Origin of the sequence: Microcoleus sp. Z1_B2 (genome assembly GCF_036700325.1) — a bacterium.
In the GTDB taxonomy this organism is placed as follows: domain Bacteria; phylum Cyanobacteriota; class Cyanobacteriia; order Cyanobacteriales; family Microcoleaceae; genus Microcoleus.
The window spans coordinates 37,539-59,001 of the sequence record NZ_JAUBOQ010000013.1 but is presented as its reverse complement, the minus strand read 5'-3'; the positions used below and the strand labels follow the sequence as shown (position 1 = coordinate 59,001).

Here is a 21,463-nt window from a genome sequence, read left to right as displayed (position 1 = left end):
TGAACAACAGGCAAATTTACAAAAATTGCTTAAGGGCAATCGCCCTGAAGACATCGCCCAAGCAGTCGCCCAACTCAGAGATGCCGAATACGCCAAAAACCAAGCAGAGGAAGACTTTCAGAGAAATCAGGAACTCTACAATGCCGGAGCCATTGCTTTGCAAATTGTCAACAACTCCCGCACCGCGCGCGATCGAGCTCAAACGCAAGTCAGACAAGCCGAACAAGCTGTAGCTTTGCTGCAAGCGGGTGCTCGCCCCGAAGAAATCGCTTCAGCGCGGGCTGCTGTCGAGCAAAAACGGCAAGCTTTGACCCTAGCCCGATCGGGCTCACGCCCGGAAGACATCGCTGCGGGGCGGGCCGCTGTGGAGCAAAAACGGCAAGCTTTGGCCCTAGCGCGATCGGGCGCACGCCCGGAAGACATCGCTGCGGGGCAAGCCGCCGTCGAGCAAAAACAGCAAGCTTTGGCCCTGCTAGAAGCTGGTTCCCGCCCCGAAGACATCGCCCAAGCCCGCGCCCAAGTTCTCGCCGCTAGAGGCAGCCTGCAAAGCGTTCAAGCGCTGATCGACGACACTGTGCTACGGGCTCCTTTCACCGGCACTGTCACCCGCAAGTACGCAGATCCGGGCGCTTTTGTGACTCCCACGACGGCAGGTAGTGCGGTTTCTTCGGCGACTTCTTCTTCGATTTTGTCCTTAGCTTCAAAAAATCAATTAGTAGCAAACGTAGCAGAAACTAATATTGCTCAGATTCAGATCGGCCAGGCTGCGTCTATTCAAGCCGATGCTTTTGCGGGAAAGACTTTTGCAGGTAAAATCACTCAAATTTCGCCTCAGTCGATCGTGCAGCAAAATGTGACAAGTTTTGAGGTAAAAGCGGCAATTATTAATGATGATAAACAAATGCTGCGATCGGGCATGAATGTGAATGTTGAGTTTAAGGCTGGTGAACTCAAAAATGTTTTGGTAGTTCCGACTGCGGCAATTGTCCGCCAACAAAGGGAAACGGGGGTTTATGTTCCCGGTGGAGAAGATGGTAAACCTGCTTTTATGCCGATTAAGACTGGTATGACGGTGGATGACAAGACGGAAGTGCGATCGGGTTTGAAAGGAAATGAAAAAGTGCTGCTTAGTTTACCCCCCGGATTGCGGCCTCGATCCCAAAATCCATCGTCGGGTGGAATTCCAGGTTTGCAACCGGGTGGGGGAAGGCGCTTGCGTTAGTAGTCAGTCCGCGCAGTAGGGGCTAGTTGGTTCGTCGCAGAGTCCGCTAGTTCGTCGCAGAGTCCGCCAGGGATTGAAATCCCTGTCTCATAGCGAAAGTCCTCTGAAAGAGGACTGAAGAGTTAGTTGATGTAGATCGGTTTTAGACGAATTTTCAGTCGGTTTCAACCGACTTTAGCTATGAGACGGGGGTTTCAACCCCCGGCGGATCGTGCCACAAATCATATCGTTTCCGGCTGCATCATCAGACGAATTTTCAGTCGGTTTCAACCGACTTTAACTATGAGACGGGGGTTTCAATCCCCGGCGGTTTGTGCCATAAATCATATGGTTTCCGGTTGCATCGTCAGGTGATAAATTAGGGGCCAATTTAGGCAGAATCCTTAGAAGTTGCCACCAAATAACAAATAACTAATAACTAATAACATGAAATTACAGACTCGCCCCCGCACCAACAAAATCTCTAACGTTCAAATCGCGTTGATGGCGACAGAGGCGCTGTGGAATAATAAGTTGCGTACCAGTTTAACTATGCTGGGGGTAATTATTGGGATATCTTCGGTAATTGCTATTACTTCGGTGGGACAGGGAGTACAAAAATCAACTGAAGAACAGTTAAAGGCTTTGGGTACAAATGTGCTGTTGGTTTTATCCGGCGCTTCGCGATCGGGCGGTGTCAGTCAGGGAAGCGGTTCTGCTACTACCCTGACTTGGGATGACGCTAGGGCGATCGGCAAACAAGCTCCTGCTGTTAAGGCGATTTCGGCTTATTTGCAGCGCCAAGTGCAAGTCGTTTATGGCGGACAAAATTCATTTACTTCGATTTTGGGAACGGATTTAAACTATCCAGATGTGAAGAACATTCAACCCCAAGAAGGACGGTTTTTTAACGAGGATGAATTGAATGCTGCTGAGCCAGTAGTTGTCCTCGGTTCTAAGGTGCGGGACGAACTTTTTGGAGCCGGAGTTAATGCGCTATCCTCTGATATTCGCATTCAGGGAAACCGCTACAAGGTCATTGGAGTGATGGAAAGCAAGGGGTCTGTAGGGGGAACCGATCAGGACGATCGAGTGTATATTCCTCTCAAAAATATGTCTTCGCGAATTGTGGGGAGAAATTCTTTAGCGGGGATTGCAATATCGGGTTTTTGGTTGGAAACTGCCGACGAAGCGGATTTGGCGGATGCTCAATTTCAAGTGGAAAATATCATGCGCTTGCGCCACAATATTTATCCGCCACAACCGGATGATTTTAGAGTTGTAAATCAAGCTGAGATAGTTAATACTTTCAGCAATGTGATAGGTTTATTTACGGTGATGGTGGGTTCGATCGCCGGAATTTCTTTGGTGGTTGGCGGCATCGGTATTGCTAATATTATGTTGGTGTCTGTTGTGGAACGGACTAAGGAAATCGGGATTCGCAAAGCCGTAGGCGCTACTAATGCAGCAATTCTCATTCAATTTATGGCGGAATCTATTTTAGTTTCCACGGTGGGGGGAACGGCGGGTATTGGGTTGGGAGTTGCGATCGCCTTTGGGGCCTCGACAGCATTCAAATTTCCGTTTGTGGTTTCTGTATGGTCGATCGCGGCTGGTTTTGGGCTATCCTTTACTGTAGGCTTATTGGCTGGAGTGTTACCGGCTCGGAATGCGGCTCGCTTAGATCCGATCGCAGCTTTGCGGAATGATTGAACTTAGTGAGGTTCGCTCCAGTGAAATTGAACACTCTTGGACGCACGAGTGCTCTGAAACCGGGTTTGATGGACGATCGGACTTCGTTGTCGGCCACAGATTCGCTAACGAGACTTAGACAAAAGTCACGTCCAAAATGGCTGCAAACAGCGACAGGTAAAGGGTTTGAGGTTGAATTGGGTACAGTCCAGAACTGGCAAGGGTTTGGGATCTGACCAAAAATTTCTTCATGTGGTACCCGCCACGTGATTTATCTCGCGCAAATCAATCCCAAATCGAAAATCGAAAATCACTTATTGCCCCCGCATTTATCTCGCGCAAGTAAATCTAAAATCTAAAATCTAAAATCTAAAATCTAAAATCGATTGACGGAGCCGAAAACTCTTTCCCTTACCTAGAGTGCGTTTCAGCTAGTTTAGGGGCTAGAAAATTTCTAAGTCCCATTAGAAATAATATACGCCAATTCAAATATAATAACAAAAACCCCTTATCCAACACGCAATTTCCATGTTAGAAGCATTGGTATTGGCAACAGTATTTTGCGGATTTTTTGGTATCATCTTTAAAAAGAACCTGCTCATGAAAATCGTCTGTATGGATGTCATGAGTACAGGGGTTATCGCCTATTACGTGGTGGTGGCATCGCGAGAAGGCTTGCTGACACCAATTATTTCAAAGGGGAAAAATGTTGTCGCTTACGCCGATCCGGTTCCCCAGGCGGTGATCTTAACGGCGATCGTGATCGGCTTTTCGATTCAGGCTTTAATGCTGGTAAGTGTGATGAAGCTGGCACGAGATAATCCGACATTAGAAAGTAACGAAATCGAGATGAATAATACCCCATGAATACCCTGACGCTAGCCTGGATTGGACTCCCGTTTTTTGTCGGGTTTAGTATTTATTTGATTCCGAAGTTTGCCAAGTATCTGGCAATATTCGGAGCGCTCGCGTCCGCTGCCTATGCGTTCCAGCTTTTTGCTATGCCGTCAGCGGTGACGCTGCAGTTACTGGATAATTTCAGTGTCACGTTGTTAGTCGATCGCTTGAGCGGCTATTTCATCTTAACCAATGCCTTAGTCACGGCAGCGGTGATTATCTACTGTTGGCCCACAGAGAAGACGGCATTTTTTTATGCACAAATTCTGATGGTACACGGCAGCCTGAATGCGGCCTTTGCCTCTAGTGACTTTATCAGTTTATATGTGGGGTTAGAGGTCAGCGGGATTGCGGCGTTTCTCTTGATTGCCTATCCTCGCACGGATCGATCGATTTGGGTAGCTTTGCGCTATCTATTTATTAGCAACACGGCAATGCTGTTTTATCTAGTCGGTGCCGTGCTGGTTTATAAGGCAAGTAATTCGTTTAGTTTTGCCGGCTTGGGTGCAGCGCCCCCAGAGGCGACAGCTCTGATCTTTATGGCACTCTTGGTTAAGGGAGGTGTGTTTGTATCGGGGCTATGGCTACCGCTAACTCACTCGGAATCAGAAACGCCAGTGTCGGCTTTGCTGTCAGGGATTGTGGTTAAAGCGGGGGTATATCCCCTCGTGCGGTGCGCGCTGATGGTGGAGGAGGTGGCACCCATCGTCCAAATTTTCGGAGTGGGGGCGGCGTTGATGGGCGTCTTCTATGGCCTCTTTGAAAAGGATACCAAGCGGCTGCTGGCGTTCAGCACGGTTTCGCAGTTAGGTTGGATTCTCGTAGCCCCGGAAGCGGCAGGCTTTTATGCCCTCGCCCACGGCTTGGTCAAATCGGCGCTATTCCTGATTGCGGGCTCTTTACCCAGCCGCGACTTTAAGGTATTGCGACAAAAGCAGATTAATACTAAGCTCTGGATTGCCTTAGTCGTGGGTAGCCTTTCGATCTCAGGCTTTCCTTTTTTGGTTGGCTTTGGGGCAAAGATGTTGACTTTGAAGAATTTGACACCCCCTTATGCGATCGCCATGAATGTGGCAGCAGTAGGAACTGCTATCCTATTTGCTAAATTCATCTTTCTGCCCCGTGGTGGAGAAGCAAAATCAAAACCCGGTTTTTGGCCTGCAGTGTTGCTGTTGCTAGGTGGGCTGATTGCAGCCAATGCTTTTGATGTTCAGGCTTATACGCTGGAAAATATGCTTAAGGCGATAGCCATCATCGGTGTTGGTTGGTTAGCCTATTTTCTAATTTTTCAACGCACGGCAATCAAACTGCCACGTATGCTTGAACAATTCGATCATTTGGTCGGTTTTATGAGCTTGATTTCGCTCCTACTATTCTGGATGGCATTACCACAATGATTGGACAGCTAATATTAAGACTGACGATCTGGTTTCTACTTACTGCCGATTTTAGTTTGGCAAATATTGCGATCGGCTTCATCATTGCTTTCCTGTTGCCGCGCAGCTACACACCCCCGGAACCTTTGAGGGAATGGTTGGGGGTGTTTGGTAAAATCTTCATGGCGATTCCGATAGCTTATATAGAAGCTTTTGAACTCATCTTCCGTCCCCACAGACACGAAGATGTGATCATGGAAAAAGTGCCAAACCATCGATCGCCCTTGCTGATATTCCTAGATGTCTTCGTGATCACTTTTACTCCCAAGACGATTGTTGTGAAATATCACGAAGAGGGTTTTTACGAAGTACACCGAGTGCGGCGGACTTCGAGTAATTAGCTGAAGTTTTTTCGGAATTATTTAACCGCAGAGAACTCAGAGAAGGCAGAGAAGGGAGAAATAAATAAGTAGAACGGCGATAAAATAGGTAAGTATGTCCGCAGTTAGTAAAAGTGCTCTATCGCAGGGGTTACGATACTTTACATTTTCTGACATATCCGAGTTTATTTACACGCTCGATATTGGATAATTCTCAAGAATCTGTAGGGGCGGGTTCACCAATAGCTTTAAAGATTGCAGACAGGTTAAATAAACCCGCCCCGACCCGCGAAACAGCCCGTCAAGAACAGGCAGGAACCCTGTTCCACAATGATGGCAGAGGTCTATTAACTTGCACTATTCTCAAGAGTTTCTTGTGGGGTGTAAGGGGTTGGGGACGCGAGCCCGCCCCAATATTAAGTAAGAAAAATCAGGAGTACACACAATTGAACAACTTGAACAACTTGATTCTAATTGCGATGATTTTGGCTCTGCTCATACCCATGTATGAGGTATGGAAAGATCATGATATCTGGCAAACAATGTTGGCGTTTGCCAGTATCTCGACGAAAACGGCAATCATCGCTCTCGTCATATCCGTCTGGCGCGATGATTGGATGATCGGTGTGGTGGCGGCGATTATCCTCAGTGTGGGTGAAGCTGGATTGATGTTGTTGGCACATATAATCAAACGTATCAGTGAACCATGATCGTAATAGATGTATTGAGCTATACCTGCATCGGTATAGGGATTTTTTTCTGGTTTTGGGGTACTTCTTACCTACTTGGGAAGCGATCGGTTTTGTATAAACTGCACAGTCTTTCGGTAGCAGACACGCTTGGGTCAATGTTGATCGTCGTCGGATTGCTGCTGCAAATACCCAGTAAATGGCCCCTGCTGATTCTGGCGATCATTTGCTTAGCAACCTGGAACACAATGCTGGGATATGTGTTGGCCCATTGTTCCAAAACAGGGAGTAACTATGAACGATAATAGCTACATTTATGTCCTCGTCGCTCTGCTACCCTTAGCTGCTGGTATGGTGGTATTTCAGGTCAATCCATACCACGCATTGCTACTGCGGGGGGTATTGGGAGCGATCGCCGCCTTGGTGTATACAATTTTAGGCGCGGGGGATGTGGGCTTGACCGAAGCCTTGATGGGTACTCTACTCGCGATTACACTTTATGCAGTGACGGTGCGTTCATCCTTCGTGCTGCGTCTGGGTGTAATCGAAGAGGGGACAGAGGGCGATGCTATACCAAACGACAAAACCGCAGGTGATTTTAAGCAACTGATAGATGACATCCGCACAGTTTTTCAGAAACGCCATATGCGCCTGGAACTCGTTCCCTATGCAACTACACAGGCATTGCAGCGGGGGCTGAGGGAAAAAGAAGTTCATGCAGCTTGTACGCCAGAAGATCAACTAGAACACAGCGGCGAAGGGCAACTTTATAACACCGCAATCAGAGTTCGGCGTGTCTACGACATCATGCAAACCGAACTTTCATCACCAGGGACAACCCTAACCTATGTAAATACACCAGACGCAGAGGACAAACATTGATGAAGTGGGTTTACTTTTTATCAGGGATAGCGCTGTTTGTCAAAATGCTGCTAATAGCCAATCCAGTAATGGACTTATCGCAGCAAAGTTCGATCGTCGAATTGGTTGTTCAAGATAGTGGAGTATCCAATGCGGTTTCCGGTATCATTTTTCGAAATCGGCTGTACGACACGATCTTTGAAGTCGTGGTATTTACGATCGCCATCATGGGTGCAAGTTTTATGCTAGCCAATGAAAGTCCGTCCTGCGCCATATATCAGTTTACCGATCAACCATCGATTATTTTGGCGCGATTGGGAGCGACGATTGCCGCGTTGGTGGGTATCGAACTAGCAATTCGCGGGCATTTAAGTCCAGGGGGTGGTTTTGCGGCGGGTGTAGCGGGGGGAACTGCGATCGGCTTGGTGGCGATTACCTCATCACCGCAGTGGATGCAAGAAATCTACAAGCAGTGGCACGCCGCGACTTTGGAGAAGGTTTCGGTACTTGTTTTCATTGTATTGTCCGTTATCACTCTGTCAGGATATGAGTTACCCCACGGAGAGTTAGGCACACTTTTCAGCGGTGGCATTCTCCCCTTGCTTAATATCCTGGTTGCAGTCAAAGTCGCATTAGGATCGTGGGCGGTGCTTTTGGTGTTTATTCGCTATCGCGGATTGCTATGAAAAATGTTCCGATCTCAAATCCATTGGCATCGAAATTATTCATCTCTCTCAATCTCTGACTACGAATTTCTTGAGGGTACAAGCCCCCGGATTTATCCGTGGAATCAATCCACAATCGAAAATCGAAAATCCTCAAGCCCCCGCATTTATCTCGCGCAAGTCAATCGAAAATCTAAAATCTAAAATCTAAAATCTAAAATCGATTGACTCTGTGTCCTCCGTCTTCTCTGCCGTTTAATCATTCAGCCTTATAAACGATATTTTACGTTTATAAGGCTGAGGCACGAGTAGTCAGAAACCGGGTTCTTTGCGAAATCAAAAACCCGGTTTCTTTGCTTTTGATAAGTAATTCCTGTGTACTCATCTGCGTTTATCTGCGTGCATCAGCGGTTAAAAAATCCAAATTTACGAGAGATCCGCTTACACTAAACCAGCTTGAAAAATCTGATTTGCTGTGAGGTTCAAATCAGGAAAAGTTTGCGACACAATGCGATCGTTCTCTCGAAACTTGAGGACTTGATATTCACCATCAACCAAGTTACACACAGAAATTGTCGGTTGTTTGGGATTGCCAATAAAATTGCGTCCACCCAACGCAGCATAATCCACAATCCAATATTCAGGGATACCCATCTCCTCATAATCAGCATATTTCAAATAGTAATCATCGCGCCAATTACTTGACACAACCTCAATTACCAACGGTATCGATGCACCAAAACTGAGGATAGATTGTTTTTGCCACAAAGTTTCTTGTGCCAAATTTGCGCGATTCAGCACCAACACATCGGGGAAATAACCAGAATCTTTTTCAGGAGGTCTAACTATCACTTGGTTGGGGATACTGTAGGGCAATCCCAGACGATCGATTGCAACGGAAACTTTGATTGTAAGAAAGCCTTTAACTTCCTCATGTTCGCCTACTGGTTGTGCCATCTCAACAATATCTCCATTATGCAGTTCGTAGCGTACCGCCGAGTTTTCAGGCAGCCACTCCACAAATTCCTCGAAGTTTACGAGTTTGGGTAAAGCTTGAGTCATAGGTTTTCAGAATTACCGATAATAGAAATTATATCTCTATCCATCTGCGTTTATCTGCGTGCATCAGCGGTTACAAATTCCAACTCTGCCAGCCTTGCTAGATTCAGACAATTTAAAATGCTGGATTTAATCGGGCGCTTTTCATCCCAAAATACGAGTGCTGAATAAAAGTTAATTGCCGTCGGTGAATTCAAAAGCTCAAAAGTTTGACGTGCAACTCTCTCGCTGTCAAAGCTGAGAAAGTAAACAGTATCATCGAAAATTGCAGGTTTATTAGCTATTTCACCGATTAACCTAAAATCCAATTTTTTATAAAGCCCGCAAATCGCAATTTTCCAAGGTTGGAAGCTATAATCGCCTACTCCAAAAATCGAAAAGCGAGGGTTATTTTGGTAAATTTTGCTTTTGCGATTATCTAGATATTGCCCGCACTTCTCTAGATAACGTCCGGTTTTAGGGGCTATAGTTTTGATATTTTCGGTTGATTCACCGATAAATTTTTGAGTAACTAAGATATATCGATCTGTAGCATTAATGCGATTTTGAGCAACATCCGATCCTTTAAGTAGCGGAAATAGATAAGTTTCCTCAAGCTCGACAGATTCCCCAAATCCATTGACAAACAAATTATCAATTTTCCGAAACTCCATCACATTCGAGCAGTCATGCTTGACGCCCGATCGCCATTTCGTTCCTGAATTTACAGCATATAAATTAATCAATTTATTGAAAGAGTCTATATCCTTAACCAGGAGAGTGTTGTGATATCCAATGCGGTGACAGCCTGAACTTTCTAAACTGCTAAATACATCGCAGAAGTAGTTTTGCGAATGAGCGTCAAACTTGCAGTATAACAAACAGGCATCCACATTTGCACCAAAATACTTTTTAGCATCTATTTTGTAAGTTGCACAGCTAGCGAGATTAAGTTTTTTTGAATGAATGTAACTCAATAACTTTCTCGCCACGGAAGTCTTGCAAAGCATTGCCAGAGTGGCATCACGATTTTGCAACCATTGTATCGCATGGATCAGCATCCATTCTGAGATATCAAAGTTACTTTTACCTGTTAGTGCATCTAAGCCAGTGTGCTTTTGAAAATTACTTTTTTTGGGCAAGTTTTCACTAGCAATAGTTCCTTGTTGTGAGTTTGTTACCCAAGGAAAGTTGCCAAGTACCAGCACCCTATGGTTAAATTGGCTGATTAATGATGTCCAGTCAAACTCAAAAAAATCTCCGTGATTAACCTCACATCTTTCATCCTGTAATAATTCATGCTTAGCTTTTAATTCTATTAAATAACTTTGATTGATTTCAACCCCGATAATCTTGCTGGCGGATGGAAACGAATTTGCAGCAGCTTTAATGAAATTACCTATGCCGCAAGTTGGCTCAATGATGACTTTGGGGTTAACATCAAGTTCTATCAATTTCCGACACACCATCTCGGCTAATTCCAGCGGTGTCTGAAAATCCCCATATTCTAGTTTTGTTTGGCGATCGTTGGAACTCATCGGTTAGATTGATAAACTGCGATAACCCCTTCCTGTTGTCCAGCACGCTCAATGACTCTTCCATACTGAAGTCGCCATTGCAACGCATTAGAAATCGTCAAAAAACCTTGCACTGGTGGGTTTCTCAGTATTTCGTCTGCAATGTTACCTGCTTCAATTTCGTCAACAGGTAAATTTTTGTCAAACATGAAAGCAAGCAAATCATCTTTATTGCCTTCATTGTCTAAAATATTGCGAATTCCACGGGTCATTTGAAAATCTGCTGTTCTTTCGGCACTTACGTAAATTGTATGCAAAATATTCAGGGTTGCAGTTCGTATCGTACTGTTGTCTGTCTTTTCGTAAACAAAGATAATCAGTGAATATCCCAGTCCAAAAATCTTTTGCCTTGCAGATTTAAAAGGACATGACGACTGCGGTTGCCTAATGCTTGTTACCTTCACGTCAACCAATATTCCTGGGAAATCGATGCCGCTTGCTGAATTGCCATCTATAAATTCATACTTTTGCTTAAGATAGAGTCTGAACTTTTGCTCCAAATATGTCCCAACAGCCTTTCCGTCTGTGATGCCGTAAAGCAGTTGTTCTGGGTGTTGAGACTCGGCGGCTGAAAATATTGCCGCCTCAGAACAAAGAATTTCTACGGTCAGAGTTGTCATTTTGATGAACCACCAGATTATTTAATTGGCTGACCAATTAAACGATATCATCAAAGATCGCAGGTTTATTAGCTATTTCACTTATCAACCTGAAATCCAATTTTTTATAAAGTCCACAAGTTATTGTGCGACTTATGTTGTAACCATTTCTGGTTTGATATCAGGTGATGCTGGCTCAAAATACAACACCATGATTTGCTCTGGATACAGCCCAACAGATTCATAAGTGCGTCCGTTGCGATCGCTAAATTCAACCTCAAACGCTGCACCATCAGCCAACAGTTCCACCACAGTCCCTACTTGTCCGCGCCAGAGATTGTATTCAGGAACATCAACTGTCAAGGCAACGACATCGAGTAATTTAATTGTATTCTTTGCCACTTTTATTACCTCCAGACATTACAGAGGATAGCAGGTTGTTAATCTCGGAATCTCGGAATCATGCTCAATAATCCAGCCACTCCGAAGGGTTGCACTTCTATTTTGCCATTCAATCGTGAAATCTAGCGTGTAGCGTTGCCCGAACCCATCCCGCCTCCCTAACTGAGCTTCGTGAGTTTGAATAACTTCAACCAAAATTTGGCGCAATTCCTCAGCATTGTCAGGCGTCATCCCAAGAATTGATGAAAAAAGCCGCGCTTTGTGTTTACCATCGTCGTGTTCAGGATTGAGGCAGTAGTCACGAAGTTTACGAATATCAACAACTGCATTCTCTGCATTTGGAATGAGCATAGAAAATCGGAACCAGTTAATTTAAAAAATAGAGGGCGGGTTTCGCATAAAACTTGACCGCAAAAGTCCAATTTTATGCTCTAAACCCGCCCTCGCAAAACTCTATTAATAAGCGTCTTGCAATTCGTAGAAATCAGGGGAAATGTAATCTTTCCGCAGCGGCCAGCCTACCCAATCTTCGTTCATCAAAATCCGTTTCAGATTCGGATGTCCTTCATAGACTATGCCGTACATATCGTAGGATTCCCGCTCTTGAAAGTCGGCTGCTTTCCAAATCCAGTAGACTGATGGCACTCTGGGATCTTCGCGGGGAATGAATACTTTGACGCGGACTTCTTCGGGATGGGAAGCATTATCTGTCAGCTTAGCCAAGTGGTAGACGCTGACTAAATCTTCTCCCGGCCCTTGGTCGTAGGCGCACTGGCACTGCATATAATTAAACCCGTAGGCATACAGTGCTGTTGACATCGGAATTAAGAAGTCTCGATCGACCTTTAATATCTCCACGCCCAAATTATCGGCCGCTAAAGCTTCGTGTTCAAAGCCATTCTGAGTCAACCACTGGGAAACCTTCCCGGCTTCAACAATTGCAGATTCTTGTTCAGCCACGGTTTACCTCCTGTTTTTGTCCTGCAAGCAGGGCTGGCGGTACTGGCATTCCCATTGCTTCGGTCAATTCTTTCGGTGGCGCCATCCGGCCGGGAATTGACAAATATTTGCCATCCAAGATGTCGTCTACTACTTTCATCTTGTGGGGTCTGGTGTAGTAGCGGTGGGTTGGCAGCAAATTGGCCCGTTCTTGCATAGAATCGTTGGCGATTTTTTTCCGCAGTTTGATAATTGCGTCAATAATCGCTTCTGGGCGGGGGGGACAGCCGGGGATGTACACGTCTACGGGAATCAGTTTGTCAACGCCTCTGACTGCTGTGGGGGAGTCTACGCTGAACATTCCGCCGGTGATGGTGCAGGCGCCCATCGCGATGACGTATTTGGGTTCGGGCATTTGTTCGTACAGCCGCACCAAGATGGGGGCGTACTTCATGGTAATTGTGCCGGCGGTGATGATCAAGTCGGCTTGTCGGGGACTCGATCGGGGTACTAAGCCGAATCTGTCGAAGTCGAAGCGCGATCCGATCAAAGCTGCAAATTCGATGAAGCAGCAAGCGGTACCGTAAAGCAGGGGCCACAGGCTCGAAAGTCTCGCCCAATTGTAGAGGTCATCAACCGTAGTTAGGATGACGTTCTCTGATAATTCGGATGTGACTTCAGGGCGAATAGCGGGGTTGACAATTAGAGGTTTTTGTGATTTGTCAGAACTTAAGACCATTCCAAGGCTCCTTTGCGCCATGCATAGACAAGAGCAATAACGAGGATCGTGATAAAAAACAAGGCTTCGATGAAAGCCAACAGTCCTAGCTGGTTGAAAGCAACCGCCCAAGGATAGAGGAAGACGGTCTCTACGTCGAAGATGACGAAGACCAGGGCGAACATATAATATCTGATGTTGAACTGAATCCAGGCTCCGCCGATCGGCTCGACGCCGGATTCGTAGGTAGTGCGTCGGTCGTAGGGACGACTTTTGGGCCGCAGAACCTTAGACGCCGTGAGGGCGAGGATAGGGACTAGGCTGGAAATTAACAGGAAGCCTAAGAAATACTCGTAGCCGCTGAGTGCAAACACGATGAATAATTACTGCCTAGGTGAAAGGGTTCTGTAACTTGTCTGTTACATTATATAGATTTTGGGTAGCTAAAATTACGAGTTAGTTGAGATTAATCCTCCATCTTCTGCAATAATTTTTAATGTATATTTTAATATTGTAACTGCCTGTGGAAGACGGGCGGCTGCCTGTGGACGCTAAGTAAGACCATCCTCGACTTAAGTGTCGAACACCCAAGTGGTGTCCCTAACGTGGCATCGGCGGTTGAGACGGGAAACCTCGAAGACGAATAAGACCGTCCTCATATGAGTTTTAGTTGGAAGCCCCAACTCGAACGAAGTTTAGTTGAGGTACTTCACGATTAGCTGACCCATAATTTTGGATTTATGAGCGATCGAGCCACGGAGACTAATACCCTCGATCGGCACGAGTGCCGAGCCTGCGGCTACGTCTACAATCCTAAAAAGGGCGATCCTAAAAATGCAATTGCCCCTGGCACTGCTTTTACAGATGTCACCCCGACTTGGGTGTGTCCCGTTTGCGGGGCGCGCAAATCGATGTTTCAAAATCTCGGTCAGATGGAAGGGGTATCGGGATTTAAGGCAAATCAGCGCTACGGTGTCGGTGTCAACGGCATGACCGAAGGTCAGAAAAGTTTGCTGATTTTTGGCGGCTTGGTCGTTGGTTTCTTGTTGTTACTTAGTATGTATGGTTTGCAGTAAAACGATTGTGAGATTTTGGCAACGAATTGTAATGTTATTGGCCGCTGCGCTCATCTGTACGAGTTGCAGCACCATCGGTTCTGTGAGTTACAACCCCTGGCAAGTGATTTCCTTACCGACGGAAGCTAATTTGCAGGATATTGCTTTTACCGGCAATCCTCAGCACGGCTGGGTTGTGGGTTCTGAGGCGACTCTGCTCGAAACCCTTGACGGCGGTACTAGCTGGAAGCCTATAGCACTGGATATCGACGATCCGAGGTCGCGTTTTGCGTCGGTGAGTTTTTCCGGTTCCGAAGGCTGGATTGTCGGCCAGCCTTCAGTTTTGCTCCACACGAACGATGAGGGCAAGTCTTGGACGCGGATTGCTTTGAGCTCTCAGTTGCCCGGTTCTCCGAGTACGATCGCAGCTTTGGGCCCGAATTCCGCCGAGATGACGACCGATGTCGGGGCGATTTACCGGACTTCCGACGGCGGCAAAAATTGGAAAGCTGTTGTGCAGGATTCTTTTGGGGTAGTTCGCAATATCAACCGTTCTGAAGACGGGCAGTATGTTGCAGTTTCCTCGAAGGGCAATTTCTACTCGGTGTGGAAACCCGGACAAGAAGCTTGGGAACCTCACAACCGCAATAGTTCTCGCCGCCTGCAAAATATGGGCTTTACCAAGGACGGGCGTTTGTGGATGCTTGCCCGCGGCGGTCAGATTCAGTTTAGCGACCCGTCCAATCCTGAAGGTTGGGGAAAACCGTTTTTTCCCGATCGCAAGGCGAGTTGGGGTTTGCTGGACATGGCTTACCGGACTGATAATGAAGTTTGGGTAGCCGGCGGCGGAGGCAATTTGCTGTGCAGTTTGGACGGCGGGAAAACTTGGCTAAAAGACCGCGAAGTTGAAGATGTTCCGGCTAATTTTTACAGGATTGTCTTTATGGGCCCCGATCGCGGATTTGTGATCGGCGCGAGCGGTACTCTACTTAAATATCAAGGTTCAGCGCAAGCTGCTTGATAGTAGAATAGTAAGAGAGATTGTCTGTCAATTTGTTGTTGAAAGGAGGATTCTAAATGGCTGGTACAACTGGAGAACGTCCGTTTGGGGACATTATTACAAGTATCCGTTATTGGGTAATTCACAGCATCACCATTCCGGCTTTGTTTATTGCTGGATGGCTGTTTGTGCAAACGGGTTTGGCTTACGATGCTTTCGGAACTCCTCGCCCTAACCAATATTTCACACCGCAGCGGGAAGAAGTGCCGATTATCTCGGATCGCTTTGAAGCTAAGAAACAAGTAGATCAGTTCATTGCCAAGTAATTTAACAAGGATTTGGAAAAATGACGAGTAGAACCCCCAATAATGAGCCAATTTCGTATCCGATTTTTACGGTGCGCTGGTTGGCCGTTCATACTTTAGGTGTCCCAACAATTTTCTTTTTGGGCGCGATCGCAGCAATGCAATTTATTCAACGATAGGAGTTTACAATGCCTGAGCGCGTTCCTAATCCCAACGAGCAGCCTGTTGAGTTAAACCGGACTTCTTTGTATTTGGGTTTGTTACTGATTTTTGTTTTGGGTATTTTGTTCTCCAGTTATTTCTTTAATTAACTGGTGTCTGAGTTGGCTTTCGATAGTTCCATCGAATTTGTTGAGCTGTAAATTAGTGAGGTGATGGCTATGTTTAGTGAAAGTGGCAGAATTCCTTTGTGGCTGGTAGCTACTGTTGCAGGCCTCGGTGTTCTCACCATTGTGAGTCTTTTCTTCTACGGTGCTTATGCTGGTTTGGGTTCTTCGATGTAAGTAGAATCAAGCTGATTTTCGGCTGTTAACCCCCCTTGAAAAAGGGGGGTTTTAATTATGCGAATTGTGTTGGTAAATCTGGTATAGCCTTTCTCAGGAATGAAAATTAAATAACTTCCACAATAACAATTAAAATTGTAAGTTATTTAATTCGCGATCCTCAGTAACATGAGGTGCTCTCGCGGGCCTAGGGCATAGGGCATAGGACTCACCCCATACCTCACCACGCTTGAGAACCGCTATAAATGTTATCGAAAGTATTAATTTTGGGGCAAGTTTATGATAATTTAATTTCCTGGTGAGATCGGGATTTGTTGTGGCTGGGTGGAGATTTGCTCAAGGAAATGCTCGCCTTGCGGGTTCACCAATCACCCCAAAATCGATCGCCATTAGCCGACGATCGCTAAGAGAGTGTGAGCCGATCGTGAAATTAGCCAAAAGTTGCGAGTAGAATGGTGCAAGAGCCGATCGCTCGATCGTAGTGCACAGCGAAATATGACCCCACCGCAGCCGCCCCGCAAACCTCAAACCGTCTTGGGTGCTATTACCCAAGCAGTCCAGACTATTGCCAAGGTTAATTTTAACCAGCTAGCGCTGAAACCGAACGCCAAAGTACCCGAACTGTGGGTGCAGGATGCGGGTGCAGCTAAAGCTGAGGTTTATCCGCTGTTGGGCGATCGATATTTGTTAGGTCGATCGTCCAAATCTTCAGATATTGTAGTTCGCAATCCCGTTGTCAGTCACGTGCACTTATCCCTGTCGCGCGATACTCGGCGACGGACTCCTTTTGTCATCAAAGATGAAGACTCCACAAACGGCATTTACAATGGCAAAAGGCGAGTTAAAAGTATGTCCCTGCGTCACGGAGACGTGTTCACTTTAGGGCCGCCGGAACTAGCCGCCGCTGTCAGAATTCAATTCGTATATCCGCCGCCTTGGTATGTGCAACTTGTGCGTTACAGCTTTTATGGCGTCAGCGGAATCACCGCTTTGATTGCCGTGTTGGTAGGCATGGAATCGACAAAGTTTCAAGTGCGGCCTCTGCCAAGAAGTATCAATGGCCCCGTGATTGTTTACGCCCGCGATGGGCAAACTCCGCTGCGTCCTCCTCAGAATAACGCTCACTTAGAATTAAAGCAATTGCAGGATTTTTCGCCTTATTTATCCAAGGCGGTACTTGCTTCGGAAGACAGTCGCTACAATTGGCATTTGGGAGTAGATCCGATCGGAGTTTTGCGCGCGCTTTTGACTAATGTTCGCGGGGGAGGAATTCGCGAAGGCGGCAGCACTGTGACGCAGCAGTTAGCGAGGAGCTTGTTTCGAGATTATGTGGGCACTCAAGATTCGGCGGGACGCAAGTTACGGGAAGCTGTAGTGGCGTTGAAACTGGAGAATTATTACAGCAAAGATGAGCTGTTGCTGACTTATTTAAATCGGGTGTTTTTGGGGATCGATCTTTACGGTTTTGAGGATGCGGCTCGGTTTTATTTTGGGAAGTCTGCCAGGGATTTAACTTTGTCAGAGGCGGCGACTTTGGCAGGGATTTTGCCTGCTCCCAACAGTTTTAATCCGATTCAAAATTATCAGTTGGCGGTGCAGTACCGCGATCGAGTGATCGAACGGATGCGGGCCCTGGGGACGATTTCTCAGGAAGAAGCCGATCGGGCGAGGCGATCGCGAATTGAGATCAATCCTAAAGCCCGCCAATATCTGCAAAGTACGATCGCTCCTTATTTCTACAGTTATGTATTTGACGAATTGGAGTTTTTGCTGGGGGAGCAGTTAGCCAGAGAAGGCAATTTTATTGTAGAAACAGGTTTGAATCCCGGCCTGCAAAAGTTGGCGGAAACTTCCCTCAGAAATGCTGTAGAAAATGCGGGAGCCAGTGCAGGTTTTTCTCAAGGAGCCGTGGTAACTCTCAATAGTACAACCGGGGAAGTCTTAGCTTTAGTTGGGGGCGTAGATTACTTAAAAAGTCAGTTTAATCGGGCTACCCAAGCTTTGAGACAGCCCGGTTCTACATTTAAGATTTTCAGCTATGCAGCCGCCCTGGAACAGGGAATCTCACCCGATAAAACTTATTCTTGCGCTCCCCTTTCTTGGGGCGGACAAAGTTACAGCGGCTGCGAAAGAACCAGCGGTAATGCTGATATGTATCGGGGTTTAGCACAGTCGGAAAATGCAGTTGCTTTGAGAATTGCACAAGATGTCGGTTTAGACAATGTAGTGGGAATGGCCAGACGTTTGGGAATTACTTCTGAACTGCGTTCTAACCCTGGTTTAGTATTAGGTGAAAGTGAAGTTAATGTGTTGCAATTAACGGGTGCATTCGGGGTTTTGGCCAATCGGGGTTTGGGCAATCGTCCCCACGTAATCAAGCGAATTATTGACAGCAGCGATTGCAAAGATCGAAATGATTTTAACAGTTGCCGGGTGATTTATGAGTATCAAAAAGATGGCATTGCCAATCGGCAGTTAGTTTCGGAGGCCGTAGCGGATACGATGACTGATATGCTGCAAGGTGTGGTGCGGGGAGGTACGGGTAGCAGTGCTGCTTTGGGGTTGGGAGAAGCTGGAAAAACAGGCACGACTAATGATAATAGAGATTTGTGGTTTGTCGGTTATATTCCGAGTCAGCAACTGGTGACAGGAGTTTGGTTGGGAAATGATGATAATTCTCCGACTGGGGGAGGTAGTTCAAATGCCGCTCAGTTGTGGGGGGAATATATGCGGCAGGTGGCGCGTTGAGTCATTAGTCATTAGTCATTAGTCATTAGTCATTAGTCATTAGTTAGTGGTTGGTTGTTAGGAATGAGAATTAAATAACTTCCACTCTTGAAAGTTGGATGGGCGTCCCGCCCGTCCTTTTTGGACGGGCGAGACGCCCATCCCACAATAACAATTAAAATTGTAAGTTATTTAATTCGCGATCCTTAGTTGTTGGCGAGCATAACTAATCGCCAAAAATAGATTTAGCAGTAAGGTGCGCGGCCCGGCGCACCCTACGAGGATTTAGGGGCAATTTCCCCGCTTATTCTACAGTCTGAGAAACAGGCCGACAGCCCGACAATATCGAGTGCAAATTGACGACGTTTCCGATGACCGCGATCGCAGGTGCTGCAAATCCGATCGCCTCAACTTGCTCTACAATTGTACCCAAAGTCCCGATCAATTCTTCTTGTTCCGGCCGCGTTCCCCAGCGCACTAACGCTATGGGCGTTTCTGCACTCAATCCTGCATCTGTTAACTGGCCGATAATGTAAGGCAAATTGTGGATTCCCATGTATACTACAATGGTTTCGGAGCCACGGGCGATCGCCTGCCAATTTACCTCCGGTCGATATTTTCCCGCTGATTCGTGACCGGTGACAAAGGTGACAGAGGAACTGTACGATCGATGTGTTAAAGGAATTCCCGCATAAGCAGGGGCCGCAATCCCAGAAGTTACGCCGGGGACGACTTCTACTGACACTCCAGCTTTTACCAACTCTTCCATTTCTTCGCCGCCCCGACCGAAGATAAACGGATCGCCGCCTTTGAGACGAACTACGATCGCATTATCTCCAGCTTTTTCTATCATTAACTGAGTGGTTTCGTCCTGCATTAACGAGTGACGCCCTTTGCGTTTTCCGGCATCAATTCGTTCTGCTTGGGGGTTGATTGCTGCCAAAATTTGAGGGCTGACTAAAGCGTCATAAATCACCACATCCGCACACTCTAACAAAGCTTTTCCCTTCAAGGTCATCAAACCCGGATCTCCGGGCCCCGCACCTACTAAATACACTTTTCCTAAAGACATCTTTCTTGCTTCCTTTACCTCTTCTGTGCCTCTGGGGTTCATTTTTGAATTAAATTCCCAATTAAGTCTGCTAATTGTACACTTGCGCCTAGAGGATTCGCGAGATGAAGTTCCGCCGCAGGAAATTGCTGCTTTAGCTGTGCGACATTTTTGGCGATCGCATCTGTAATTCCTCCATTAAATAAGAAGTATGGCACAATCCCTATTTGCTGCTGTCCACCACGAACCAAACTCTCAATTTGCTCTGACAAACTCGGCTTTACCGACCAATAAGCTGTCAGCGCACCGAGTTGGCTGGCGATTTCCTCAACAATCGAGTTACCTCCGGGGCGACGGCTGCCGTGAGATAATAAAATCCATTTTGGCAATAGCAGATTGGGGAGAAAAGTCACCTCTTCCATCTGACTTTTTACCAATTTTGTTAAGCCTGCTTCCTGGGAACCTAAATGCGGGCGCAATTCAATTTTTAGCTTGTCACCAAAAGTTTGTTGGGCAATTTCGACCTCTGCCGGTATGTCTTCGGCGACGTGAACACCAGGCAATAAAAATACAGGCAGGATTTGCAATTCTGTCAGTCCCAGGGACAGGGTACGTTCGCCAAAACTGCAAATTTGTTCGTGCAGCGGTGCGGGGCCGAGTTCTAAGGTGGCGGTTGCTACTGCTGGGAACGAGTCAGCCAAATTTTGAGACAGCAGTTGACCTAGGTTTTCCAAAGCTAGTTGGGGTCTGGGGTCACGGCTGCCGTGAGAAACTAATAAATAGGTCGATCGCAATTTCAATATAGATTTGATGTTAATGTTCGAGCCGAATTTCAAATAATTATAACACCGTTGGGCGCGTGACTTGAAAAATACTCAACACAAAAGTTCGATATCCTAGGGTGCGTGGCTTAAAAATCAATAAGGTTCAGTTAAGGAAAATTGTAGAGAAAATGTTGGGTTTCGTTCCTCAACCCAACCTACGCACTGGGCTTAAATCTTCTAAGCCGCCCACCTTACAAAAGAAGGTGCGCGGCTTAAAAATTAGTTAATACAGGGCTTAAATCTTCTAAGCCCCACACGCTAAACAAATCTCAAATTAAGCTTTGGGAGCGGGATCTGCAATGTATTTGAAAGTAGGTTCCGAGTTCCAAGGGCCGCGTTCATCCTTGCCATTTGTGGATAAGTTAAAGTAGAGATCCACAGTGGAATCTGGTGGAATATTGCCGAACATCGGATCGGTGAGTTTACCCAGCGATTCCAGCGCTTTCATGAACATTTGAGTGTGAGAAATTTCGCGAGTCAACAGAAACTGCAACGTCTTTTTCGTTCCCATATCCGGCGCTAGTTTAATCAACTCTTCGTAGGTTTGGCGAGCTCCTGCTTCCGCACCGATATTAGCGCGCAAATCGCGCACTACCTCCCCGCCTTCGTTGACATAAGCTGCCGTCCAAGCTTGACCTTGGCTGTCCAACAAGTGCGGGCCTACACCGCGCACCGCAAATAAAGTGCTTTTGTAAGCTTCTGTTTGGTCAACGTTTTTGGTGTGCATTTCGATAAGTTGGCCCACCATTTCTAAGTGGCTGAATTCTTCTATTGCAATATCTTGGAGCATATCCTTAATCCCTGCATCTTCACAGTGAAAGGACTGCACCCAGTATTGCAAAGCTGCTGTCAGTTCTCCGGTTGCTCCGCCAAACTGTTCTAGCAGCAATTGGGCAAAACGGGGGTTGGCTTCGTCTACAGTCACCGCAGCCATTAGTTGTTTTTTGTGAAAAAACATGGATAG

At 46.5% G+C, this 21,463-nt stretch carries 27 protein-coding genes; 16 read left to right on the top strand and 11 right to left on the bottom strand.

Translation table 11 applies throughout. The features are described 5' to 3' along the window. The 9 genes from QT984_RS09835 to QT984_RS09795 form a co-directional block, all read left to right on the top strand. Window positions 1–1,222 (top strand): efflux RND transporter periplasmic adaptor subunit (locus tag QT984_RS09835; protein ID WP_333373862.1); only part of this gene is annotated, 1,222 nt, incomplete at its 5' end. Between the two features lie 426 nt (window positions 1,223–1,648). Further along, on the top strand, window positions 1,649–2,914 hold the full coding sequence (locus QT984_RS09830; RefSeq protein WP_333052082.1) for an ABC transporter permease: 1,266 nt from the start codon (window positions 1,649–1,651) through the stop codon (window positions 2,912–2,914). Between the two features lie 507 nt (window positions 2,915–3,421). Next, window positions 3,422–3,760, top strand: a complete 339-nt coding sequence (locus tag QT984_RS09825; protein WP_333052085.1) for an NADH-quinone oxidoreductase subunit K — start codon at window positions 3,422–3,424, stop codon at window positions 3,758–3,760. Then, window positions 3,757–5,187, top strand: coding sequence for a cation:proton antiporter (locus QT984_RS09820; RefSeq protein ID WP_333052089.1), 1,431 nt, complete (start codon window positions 3,757–3,759; stop codon window positions 5,185–5,187). The genes QT984_RS09825 and QT984_RS09820 overlap by 4 nt, the downstream gene beginning before the upstream one ends. After that, window positions 5,184–5,567: a Na+/H+ antiporter subunit E gene (locus QT984_RS09815; protein WP_333231558.1), complete on the top strand. Its 384-nt coding sequence runs from the start codon at window positions 5,184–5,186 to the stop codon at window positions 5,565–5,567. The genes QT984_RS09820 and QT984_RS09815 overlap by 4 nt, the downstream gene beginning before the upstream one ends. Window positions 5,568–6,025: 458 nt before the next feature. Beyond that, window positions 6,026–6,256, top strand: coding sequence for a hypothetical protein (locus QT984_RS09810; protein WP_333160917.1), 231 nt, complete (start codon window positions 6,026–6,028; stop codon window positions 6,254–6,256). Continuing rightward, a complete protein-coding gene (locus QT984_RS09805) occupies window positions 6,253–6,540 on the top strand; it encodes a monovalent cation/H(+) antiporter subunit G (RefSeq protein ID WP_333160889.1) in 288 nt (95 codons plus the stop codon). The genes QT984_RS09810 and QT984_RS09805 overlap by 4 nt, the downstream gene beginning before the upstream one ends. Next, window positions 6,530–7,117, top strand: a complete 588-nt coding sequence (locus QT984_RS09800) for a DUF4040 domain-containing protein (protein ID WP_333373859.1) — start codon at window positions 6,530–6,532, stop codon at window positions 7,115–7,117. The genes QT984_RS09805 and QT984_RS09800 overlap by 11 nt, the downstream gene beginning before the upstream one ends. Beyond that, window positions 7,117–7,782, top strand: coding sequence for a Na(+)/H(+) antiporter subunit B (locus tag QT984_RS09795; protein ID WP_333373857.1), 666 nt, complete (start codon window positions 7,117–7,119; stop codon window positions 7,780–7,782). Before QT984_RS09800 ends, QT984_RS09795 begins: the two co-directional genes overlap by 1 nt. A 420-nt stretch (window positions 7,783–8,202) precedes the next feature. Here QT984_RS09795 and QT984_RS09790 read toward each other — a convergent pair whose 3' ends face one another. The 8 genes from QT984_RS09790 to ndhC form a co-directional block, all read right to left on the bottom strand. Continuing rightward, complete coding sequence (locus QT984_RS09790; RefSeq protein WP_333052100.1) at window positions 8,203–8,823, bottom strand: Uma2 family endonuclease; 621 nt, start codon at window positions 8,821–8,823, stop codon at window positions 8,203–8,205. 50 nt (window positions 8,824–8,873) lie between these two features. Beyond that, window positions 8,874–10,337, bottom strand: a complete 1,464-nt coding sequence (locus tag QT984_RS09785) for a class I SAM-dependent methyltransferase (RefSeq protein ID WP_333207764.1) — start codon at window positions 10,335–10,337, stop codon at window positions 8,874–8,876. Beyond that, window positions 10,334–10,996, bottom strand: a complete 663-nt coding sequence (locus QT984_RS09780) for a restriction endonuclease (protein WP_333231551.1) — start codon at window positions 10,994–10,996, stop codon at window positions 10,334–10,336. Before QT984_RS09780 ends, QT984_RS09785 begins: the two co-directional genes overlap by 4 nt. Window positions 10,997–11,128: 132 nt before the next feature. Further along, a complete protein-coding gene (locus tag QT984_RS09775; RefSeq protein WP_333052104.1) occupies window positions 11,129–11,377 on the bottom strand; it encodes a DUF4926 domain-containing protein in 249 nt (82 codons plus the stop codon). 18 nt (window positions 11,378–11,395) lie between these two features. Further along, complete coding sequence (locus QT984_RS09770; RefSeq protein WP_333052107.1) at window positions 11,396–11,728, bottom strand: DUF6883 domain-containing protein; 333 nt, start codon at window positions 11,726–11,728, stop codon at window positions 11,396–11,398. Window positions 11,729–11,833: 105 nt separating this feature from the next. Next, window positions 11,834–12,337, bottom strand: a complete 504-nt coding sequence (locus QT984_RS09765) for an NAD(P)H-quinone oxidoreductase subunit J (protein ID WP_333033861.1) — start codon at window positions 12,335–12,337, stop codon at window positions 11,834–11,836. Further along, window positions 12,330–13,055, bottom strand: coding sequence for a photosynthetic/respiratory NAD(P)H-quinone oxidoreductase subunit K (gene ndhK / locus QT984_RS09760; protein ID WP_333373854.1), 726 nt, complete (start codon window positions 13,053–13,055; stop codon window positions 12,330–12,332). The genes QT984_RS09765 and ndhK overlap by 8 nt, the downstream gene beginning before the upstream one ends. Continuing rightward, window positions 13,046–13,408 carry a photosynthetic/respiratory NAD(P)H-quinone oxidoreductase subunit C gene (gene ndhC, locus QT984_RS09755; RefSeq protein ID WP_006635500.1) on the bottom strand — a complete coding sequence of 121 codons (363 nt, stop codon included), beginning with the start codon at window positions 13,406–13,408 and terminating at the stop codon, window positions 13,046–13,048. Before ndhC ends, ndhK begins: the two co-directional genes overlap by 10 nt. A gap of 366 nt (window positions 13,409–13,774) precedes the next feature. Here ndhC and QT984_RS09750 point away from each other — a divergent pair, with 366 nt between their 5' ends. The 7 genes from QT984_RS09750 (at window position 13,775) to QT984_RS09720 (ending at window position 18,645) form a co-directional block, all read left to right on the top strand. Further along, window positions 13,775–14,110: a rubredoxin gene (locus QT984_RS09750; RefSeq protein ID WP_333052113.1), complete on the top strand. Its 336-nt coding sequence runs from the start codon at window positions 13,775–13,777 to the stop codon at window positions 14,108–14,110. Beyond that, complete coding sequence (locus QT984_RS09745) at window positions 14,097–15,110, top strand: photosynthesis system II assembly factor Ycf48 (protein WP_333042721.1); 1,014 nt, start codon at window positions 14,097–14,099, stop codon at window positions 15,108–15,110. Before QT984_RS09750 ends, QT984_RS09745 begins: the two co-directional genes overlap by 14 nt. A 56-nt stretch (window positions 15,111–15,166) precedes the next feature. Beyond that, window positions 15,167–15,415: a cytochrome b559 subunit alpha gene (gene psbE, locus QT984_RS09740; protein ID WP_006635503.1), complete on the top strand. Its 249-nt coding sequence runs from the start codon at window positions 15,167–15,169 to the stop codon at window positions 15,413–15,415. Between the two features lie 20 nt (window positions 15,416–15,435). Beyond that, complete coding sequence (gene psbF, locus QT984_RS09735; RefSeq protein ID WP_006635504.1) at window positions 15,436–15,573, top strand: cytochrome b559 subunit beta; 138 nt, start codon at window positions 15,436–15,438, stop codon at window positions 15,571–15,573. 9 nt (window positions 15,574–15,582) lie between these two features. Further along, window positions 15,583–15,705 (top strand): photosystem II reaction center protein L, encoded by a 123-nt coding sequence (locus QT984_RS09730; RefSeq protein WP_015176850.1) that lies wholly within the window; start codon window positions 15,583–15,585, stop codon window positions 15,703–15,705. Window positions 15,706–15,774: 69 nt separating this feature from the next. Continuing rightward, window positions 15,775–15,897 (top strand): photosystem II reaction center protein J, encoded by a 123-nt coding sequence (locus QT984_RS09725; RefSeq protein WP_333109398.1) that lies wholly within the window; start codon window positions 15,775–15,777, stop codon window positions 15,895–15,897. Window positions 15,898–16,392: 495 nt separating this feature from the next. Next, window positions 16,393–18,645 (top strand): transglycosylase domain-containing protein, encoded by a 2,253-nt coding sequence (locus QT984_RS09720; protein ID WP_333263403.1) that lies wholly within the window; start codon window positions 16,393–16,395, stop codon window positions 18,643–18,645. A gap of 283 nt (window positions 18,646–18,928) precedes the next feature. On the opposite strand, the gene cobA is transcribed toward QT984_RS09720, so the two are convergent. The 3 genes from cobA to QT984_RS09705 form a co-directional block, all read right to left on the bottom strand. After that, window positions 18,929–19,738 carry a uroporphyrinogen-III C-methyltransferase gene (cobA, locus tag QT984_RS09715; RefSeq protein ID WP_333207769.1) on the bottom strand — a complete coding sequence of 270 codons (810 nt, stop codon included), beginning with the start codon at window positions 19,736–19,738 and terminating at the stop codon, window positions 18,929–18,931. Next, complete coding sequence (locus tag QT984_RS09710; RefSeq protein ID WP_333207770.1) at window positions 19,735–20,469, bottom strand: sirohydrochlorin chelatase; 735 nt, start codon at window positions 20,467–20,469, stop codon at window positions 19,735–19,737. Before QT984_RS09710 ends, cobA begins: the two co-directional genes overlap by 4 nt. A gap of 304 nt (window positions 20,470–20,773) precedes the next feature. After that, the gene (locus tag QT984_RS09705; RefSeq protein WP_333052129.1) at window positions 20,774–21,457 is read right to left on the bottom strand and encodes a manganese catalase family protein; all 684 of its coding nucleotides are present in this window, start codon (window positions 21,455–21,457) and stop codon (window positions 20,774–20,776) included. Between the last annotated feature and the right edge of the window lie 6 nt (window positions 21,458–21,463).

Excerpts from the sequence above, each read along its gene's own strand:
- QT984_RS09830 (WP_333052082.1), top strand. The coding sequence starts at position 1,649 with ATGAAATTACAGACTCGCCCCCGCACCAACAAAATCTCTAACGTTCAA.
- QT984_RS09825 (WP_333052085.1), top strand. The coding sequence starts at position 3,422 with ATGTTAGAAGCATTGGTATTGGCAACAGTATTTTGCGGATTTTTTGGT.
- QT984_RS09820 (WP_333052089.1), top strand. The coding sequence starts at position 3,757 with ATGAATACCCTGACGCTAGCCTGGATTGGACTCCCGTTTTTTGTCGGG.
- QT984_RS09815 (WP_333231558.1), top strand. The coding sequence starts at position 5,184 with ATGATTGGACAGCTAATATTAAGACTGACGATCTGGTTTCTACTTACT.
- QT984_RS09810 (WP_333160917.1), top strand. The coding sequence starts at position 6,026 with ATGATTTTGGCTCTGCTCATACCCATGTATGAGGTATGGAAAGATCAT.
- QT984_RS09805 (WP_333160889.1), top strand. The coding sequence starts at position 6,253 with ATGATCGTAATAGATGTATTGAGCTATACCTGCATCGGTATAGGGATT.
- QT984_RS09800 (WP_333373859.1), top strand. The coding sequence starts at position 6,530 with ATGAACGATAATAGCTACATTTATGTCCTCGTCGCTCTGCTACCCTTA.
- QT984_RS09795 (WP_333373857.1), top strand. The coding sequence starts at position 7,117 with ATGAAGTGGGTTTACTTTTTATCAGGGATAGCGCTGTTTGTCAAAATG.
- QT984_RS09790 (WP_333052100.1), bottom strand. The coding sequence starts at position 8,823 with ATGACTCAAGCTTTACCCAAACTCGTAAACTTCGAGGAATTTGTGGAG.
- QT984_RS09785 (WP_333207764.1), bottom strand. The coding sequence starts at position 10,337 with ATGAGTTCCAACGATCGCCAAACAAAACTAGAATATGGGGATTTTCAG.
- QT984_RS09780 (WP_333231551.1), bottom strand. The coding sequence starts at position 10,996 with ATGACAACTCTGACCGTAGAAATTCTTTGTTCTGAGGCGGCAATATTT.
- QT984_RS09770 (WP_333052107.1), bottom strand. The coding sequence starts at position 11,728 with ATGCTCATTCCAAATGCAGAGAATGCAGTTGTTGATATTCGTAAACTT.
- ndhK (WP_333373854.1), bottom strand. The coding sequence starts at position 13,055 with ATGGTCTTAAGTTCTGACAAATCACAAAAACCTCTAATTGTCAACCCC.
- QT984_RS09750 (WP_333052113.1), top strand. The coding sequence starts at position 13,775 with ATGAGCGATCGAGCCACGGAGACTAATACCCTCGATCGGCACGAGTGC.
- QT984_RS09745 (WP_333042721.1), top strand. The coding sequence starts at position 14,097 with ATGGTTTGCAGTAAAACGATTGTGAGATTTTGGCAACGAATTGTAATG.
- psbE (WP_006635503.1), top strand. The coding sequence starts at position 15,167 with ATGGCTGGTACAACTGGAGAACGTCCGTTTGGGGACATTATTACAAGT.
- psbF (WP_006635504.1), top strand. The coding sequence starts at position 15,436 with ATGACGAGTAGAACCCCCAATAATGAGCCAATTTCGTATCCGATTTTT.
- QT984_RS09730 (WP_015176850.1), top strand. The coding sequence starts at position 15,583 with ATGCCTGAGCGCGTTCCTAATCCCAACGAGCAGCCTGTTGAGTTAAAC.
- QT984_RS09725 (WP_333109398.1), top strand. The coding sequence starts at position 15,775 with ATGTTTAGTGAAAGTGGCAGAATTCCTTTGTGGCTGGTAGCTACTGTT.
- QT984_RS09720 (WP_333263403.1), top strand. The coding sequence starts at position 16,393 with ATGACCCCACCGCAGCCGCCCCGCAAACCTCAAACCGTCTTGGGTGCT.
- cobA (WP_333207769.1), bottom strand. The coding sequence starts at position 19,738 with ATGAACCCCAGAGGCACAGAAGAGGTAAAGGAAGCAAGAAAGATGTCT.
- QT984_RS09705 (WP_333052129.1), bottom strand. The coding sequence starts at position 21,457 with ATGTTTTTTCACAAAAAACAACTAATGGCTGCGGTGACTGTAGACGAA.